This window comes from Stenotrophomonas sp. UBA7606 (assembly GCF_002477705.1).
GTDB lineage: Bacteria > Pseudomonadota > Gammaproteobacteria > Xanthomonadales > Xanthomonadaceae > Stenotrophomonas.
Genome location: NZ_DLJW01000102.1, coordinates 1 through 5,288 on the forward strand (window position 1 = coordinate 1; position 5,288 = coordinate 5,288).

Genomic DNA, 5,288 nt, shown 5'->3' on the forward strand with positions numbered 1-5,288 from the left:
GCCATGCTCGGCAGGGGTTTCCTTGTAAACCCAAGGCAGGAGCGGCAATTTCGCCTGCGGCAGATCCGAGGCATTGTCGGCAAGGCCAATGCCGAGCATGGCTCGGCACTACCTGTAGGCGGCAGGGTCGCTTACTTGGCTTTTTCGGCGATCCAGGCGTCGAGCTTTTCGTCCAGCACGTCCAGCGGCACCGAGCCGTCCTTCAGCACTTCGGCGTGGAACTCGCGGATGTCGAACTTGGCGCCCAGCTTGTCCTGCGCGCGCTTGCGCAGTTCCTGGATCTTCAGTTCACCCGTCTTGTAAGCCAGTGCCTGGCCCGGCCAGGCGATGTAACGCTCGGCTTCGGCAACCGCATCAGGCTCGCTCACCGAGGAATTGGCGAACATGTAGTCCAGCACCTGCTGGCGGGTCCAGCCCTTGGAGTGCAGGCCGGTGTCCACCACCAGGCGTACCGCACGCCACAGCTCGCCCTGCAGGCGACCGAAGTAGCTGTACGGGTCGGTGTAGACGCCCAGGTCCTTGCCCAGGCTCTCGGCATACAGGCCCCAACCTTCGATGAAGGCGGTTTCGCCACCAAAGCGACGGAACGCCGGCACGCCCTTCAGCTCCTGCTGCAACGCAAGCTGGAAGTGATGGCCCGGGATGGCTTCATGCAGGAACAGGTCTTCGGCGTCCCAGGTCTTGCGCGTCGGCAAGTCGTAGGTGTTCACGTAGAAGATGCCCGGGCGGCTGCCATCTTCGCTGGGCTGCATGTACTCACCACCGGCGGCCGACTTGGCACGGAACGCCTCGATCGGGCGGATCTCGAAGCCGGCCTTCGGGGTCAGCGAGAACAGCTTGGGCACATTGGCATTGATCTTGGCTTCCAAGCCGCGATAGTGCTCCAGCAGTGCCGGCTCGGACTTGAACTCGAACTGCTTGTCGTTCTGCATGAACTTGAAGAAGTCCTGCAGCGAGCCCTTGAAGCCCACCTCGGCCATCACCTTCTGGATTTCGCCATGGATGCGCGCCACTTCAGCCAGCCCGATCTCGTGGATCTGCTCCGGGGTCTGCGCGGTGGTGGTGCTCTGCTTGGCGTTGAAGGCATACCAGGCCTTGCCGTCGGGCAGCGAATCCAGGCCCACGGTGTCGCGGGTGGCCGGCAGGTAATCGTTGGCGATGAAGTCACGCTGCTGCTTGATCGCCGGCATCAACGTGTCGTTGATCAGCGTGCGGAAGGCCTCGGTCAGGCGGTCCTTGTCGGCCTGCGAGAAGTCGGCCGGCATCTGCTTGATCGGCCCCCAGAACTGGCTGTCCTCGGCCTTGGCAGTGATGATGTCGTCGAACTGCGGCACCACCTTTTCCATCAGCACGCGCGGCTGCACCACGCCGGCCTTCATGCCTTCGCGCATATTGGCGTTCTCGGTCGCCAGCAGCACCGGGATGCGCGCCGCACGCGCCAGCCAGTTGTCGTAGTCCTTGACCGTCTTGAACGGCTGCGCCACCTGGCCCGAACCCAACATCACCGCATAGCTGACGGTGGAGCCCATCTGGTTGACCGGCATCATCCAGCCCGGGAACTTCTCCCCTTCCAGCGACTGCTCCTGCTCCTCGACGAAGATGCGGTAGCTGAGCAGGTCCTGCCCGGCCAGGCCGGCGTCGCCGATCTTCTGCACCTTGTCCAGCCACTCCTGGGTGAAGTCATGGCTTTGCTTGCGGAACTCGGCCGAGCCGAAATCCGGCAACTGGTCGTTGTAGCGGTTGTCACCCTGGAAGGTGGCCTGCAGCGGGTTCAGCTTGAGCACGCCTTCCCAATAGTCGGCATACAGCTGGTTCAGCTGCGCGGCCTTGTCGGCCTGCGGTGCCTGCGCGTTGCTGTCGCCGGCGGCAGGCTGCGAGGACGGGCTGCAAGCGGCCAATACGGCAGCCAACGACAGGGAAACGGCAAATGCCAACGGGCGGATAGTCATCAGGGGTTCTCAACCGGGGAAACAATGCTGCCAGCGTCAGTCGAACTGTCGATATCGGGAAGGGCCAAAGGTCACTCCCGCCTCAGCCAGCATCGCGGTCGCGCCCGCAACCGGTCATAATCCGCCCCCAGCCGCAGCCGCTCCGCGCCTGCCCTCCTTTTGTTCATGCTGGCCCGGCAGCCCTGTGCCCGGCCCCGCATCTGCCGTATCCAGCCGTATCTATGACTACTTCGCGCCGCCCCCTGGGCTTCTGGTCCGCTACCGCCCTGGTTGTGGGCAGCATGATCGGCTCCGGCACCTTCCTGTTGCCCGCCACCCTCGCCCCTTATGGCGCCGCCACCCTGATCGGCTGGGGCATCACCCTGTGCGGCGCACTGCTGCTGGCGGTCACCTTCGCGCAGCTGGCCAAGCGCTGGCCACAGACCGGCGGCCCCTATGTATTCGCCCGCAATGCGTTCGGCGAGCTGCCCGGCTTCATGGTGGCCTGGAGCTACTGGATCTCGATGTGGTGCGCCATCGCCGCCATCGCGGTGGCGTTTGCCGGCAGCATCGGCGCGATTTTCCCGGCCCTGACCGCTACCCCGGTGCGGGCGGCGGCCTGTGGCCTGGTAGCGCTCTGGGCCTGCGCCGGGGTCAATCTGCTCGGTGTGCGCGAGGCCGGCCGCCTGCAGTTGCTGACCACCGTGCTGAAAGTGGTGCCGCTGCTGATGTTCGGGCTGGTCGCGCTATGGCTGGTGGACACCCGCCATTACGTCCCGTTCAACCCCTCCGGCGAGTCCCTGAGCAGCGTGGCCGGCGCCACCGTCGCACTGACCCTGTGGGCGATGATCGGCCTGGAAGCGGCCACCGTGCCGGCCGATTCGGTGGACGACGCACCGCGCACCGTGGCCCGCGCCACCGTCGCCGGCACCGCCATCGCCGGCATCGCCACGGTGCTGGCCTGCACCACCGTGCTGGGCCTGCTGCCGGCCGATGTGCTGGCCCGGTCCAGCGCGCCGATGGCCGATGCTGCCGCCGCCCTGGGGGGGCCTACCGCCGGCATGTTGCTGGCCGTGGTGATGGCCATCTCCTGTGTGGGCGCCCTCAATGGCTGGACCCTGCTGTCAGCGCAACTGCCGATGGCCGCGGCCCGCGATGGCGTGCTGCCGCGGGCATTTGCCCGCGAAAACAAGCGCGGTGCACCGGCCTTCGGCGTGATTGTCAGCTGCCTGTTGGCCACGGTGCTGGTGATCTGCAACTACAACCGCTCGCTGGTGGACCTGTTCAAGTTCTCGGTGCTGCTGTCCACCGCCGCCACCCTGCTGCCCTACCTCGCCGGCGCCGCCGCCTGGCTGTGGCGCGGCAGCGGCGTCGTCTCACGCATCGCCGCGGCAGGCGCGTTGGTGTTCAGCCTCTATGCCATCGGCGGCATCGGCAGCGAAGCGCTGCTGTGGGGCGTGGTATTGATCGCAGCCGGCCTGCCGATCTACTTCGGGCTGCGCCGGCGCTGAGCCACGCTCATCGCGCTGGCGCCGTCAGGCTGCGATAGCGGAAATCGCGGATCGCCACCTCGCCGCTGCCCGCGCAGTAGATGCCCAGCTTCAAGCTGAGGAATCCGCCAAACACGTTGTGATGCAGGCCGGAGACTTCCATGCGGGTGGGATGCAACTGCCAACTGCGTCCCCCGTCGTGCGAGTAGTGGAAGGTCACCACATTCTCGACATTGCTCAGCCTTACCCGCACCGGCCCCGGCTTGCGCGGCGCGCGCGCCCACACCAGCTCCTCGGCGTACTGGAAGTTCTTGATGCTGTCGGCGGCAAAGCCGACGCCGACGAAGGCCTTGTTGTTGTAGTACAGCAGCAAGCCGGCCTCGGCACCCGGCGCAGGCTCCAATGTCACCTCGACCTCGTAGGAGCGATCCGGCACGCCGCAGGTCAGCGGTGAACTGTCGATCGGCGAGCTGCCACTGGCCTGCAGATGCAGGCGGCCATCGCCGTAGCGTGCACGTTGGCATTCGTTGGGGCCGGGGTTATGAAACGCCCATTGCGTGCCGAAACGGTCTTTGCTGAAGTCATCGGACAGCGCGAATCCGCCCGTGCTTGGCTTGCCGCCGGCCGGCTTGGGCAAGGGCCGCGAAAGATCGCCGCCCCGCGCGCGGAACCAGCCGTCCTCGGTCCAGGCAATAGGCTCCAGCAAGGTCTGCCGGCCAAGCGTGCGGAAGCCATTTTCATAGCCGTGGTACACCATCCACCAATCCCCGGCCGGCCCTTCCACCAGGGTGGCATGGCCGCGCGACCACCACGGCTCAGCTTCGGACAGGGTACGTACCAGCGGATTGTGCGGGCAGTGTTCCCAAGGCCCATGGATGGAGCGCGAGCGCGCGGCAATCACCATGTGGCCGGTGACCGGGCCGGCAGTGCCACCGACGGCCGTCACCAGGTAGAACCACTGGCCATGACGCAGCAGCTTGGGGCCTTCCGGGGCGAAGTTCTCGGTCACCCAGTCGTCCGGGTAGTGCCACGGGCTGTAGGCTGGCTCCAATGCACCGTCGGTGGCCAGGCCGTCATCGCGCAGGCGTACGCGGCGGATGCCATTGACGAACAGATAGCGCTTGCCGTCCTCGCCAACGATATGCCCCGGATCGATGCAGCCTTCGATCTTCAGGTCCACCGGCTCGCTCCAGGGGCCGGCGATGTTGTCAGCCCAGATCACGAAGATCGACCAGCCGTTGCCGGTGGGGTTGGCCGGCAGATAGATGTAATAGCGGTCGCCGTGCTTGCACAGGTCTACCGCCCAGATATCGCCCAGCGTCCTGTGCAGGGCGGGCCCGATCGGTGCCCAGTTGACCAGGTCGGTGGAATGCCAGATCACCAGCCCGGGATAGGAATAGAACGACGAGAACGTCATGTAGTAATCGTCGCCATCCTTGAGGATGCTGGGGTCGGGGTGGTCGCCGGCGACGATGGGATTCAGATAGGTGCCGTCACCCAGATCGGCGCTGCGCTGCCCTTCCGGGCCGCGGCCCCAGCGCGGTATGACCGGGCTGCAGGCGGCTTCGACCGCAGCGGGTGCCGCCAGTGCTGACAGCGGTGCCACCAGCGCACCTGCGGCAAGGGCTTTGAACAGGTCGCGACGTGACGTCTCTGGCATGCGCTGTGGTTCTCACTCGTCTGGAGGCTGCGGCCGTGCAGCCATGAACAGGTGAGTGTAGCCGTCGCGCAGGCCGGAGCAGCAAGGCCGCAGATGGGGCTGTGACGCAATGCCCGTGTTCGCGGGCATGCGTTGAAAGTTGCGCTTGAAAGCAGCGTGGCCCAGTCGAGGCCGTGCGCAATCGCCTAGCTGTGATCTCTCAGTAGGTTG

General features: G+C 66.0%; 3 protein-coding genes. 1 reads left to right on the plus strand and 2 read right to left on the minus strand.

Translation table 11 applies throughout. The annotated features are described in order from the left end of the window. Positions 1–131: 131 nt before the first annotated feature. Complete coding sequence (locus B2527_RS12385) at positions 132–1,949, minus strand: DUF885 family protein (protein WP_343124757.1); 1,818 nt, start codon at positions 1,947–1,949, stop codon at positions 132–134. A 221-nt stretch (positions 1,950–2,170) separates the two neighbouring features. On the opposite strand from B2527_RS12385, the gene B2527_RS12390 reads away from it, so the two are divergent. Next, positions 2,171–3,439: an amino acid permease gene (locus B2527_RS12390; RefSeq protein WP_293713945.1), complete on the plus strand. Its 1,269-nt coding sequence runs from the start codon at positions 2,171–2,173 to the stop codon at positions 3,437–3,439. 7 nt (positions 3,440–3,446) lie between these two features. Here B2527_RS12390 and B2527_RS12395 read toward each other — a convergent pair whose 3' ends face one another. Further along, positions 3,447–5,078 carry a family 43 glycosylhydrolase gene (locus B2527_RS12395; RefSeq protein ID WP_293713947.1) on the minus strand — a complete coding sequence of 544 codons (1,632 nt, stop codon included), beginning with the start codon at positions 5,076–5,078 and terminating at the stop codon, positions 3,447–3,449. Between the last annotated feature and the right edge of the window lie 210 nt (positions 5,079–5,288).

Excerpts from the sequence above, each read along its gene's own strand:
- B2527_RS12385 (WP_343124757.1), bottom strand. The coding sequence starts at position 1,949 with ATGACTATCCGCCCGTTGGCATTTGCCGTTTCCCTGTCGTTGGCTGCC.
- B2527_RS12390 (WP_293713945.1), top strand. The coding sequence starts at position 2,171 with ATGACTACTTCGCGCCGCCCCCTGGGCTTCTGGTCCGCTACCGCCCTG.
- B2527_RS12395 (WP_293713947.1), bottom strand. The coding sequence starts at position 5,078 with ATGCCAGAGACGTCACGTCGCGACCTGTTCAAAGCCCTTGCCGCAGGT.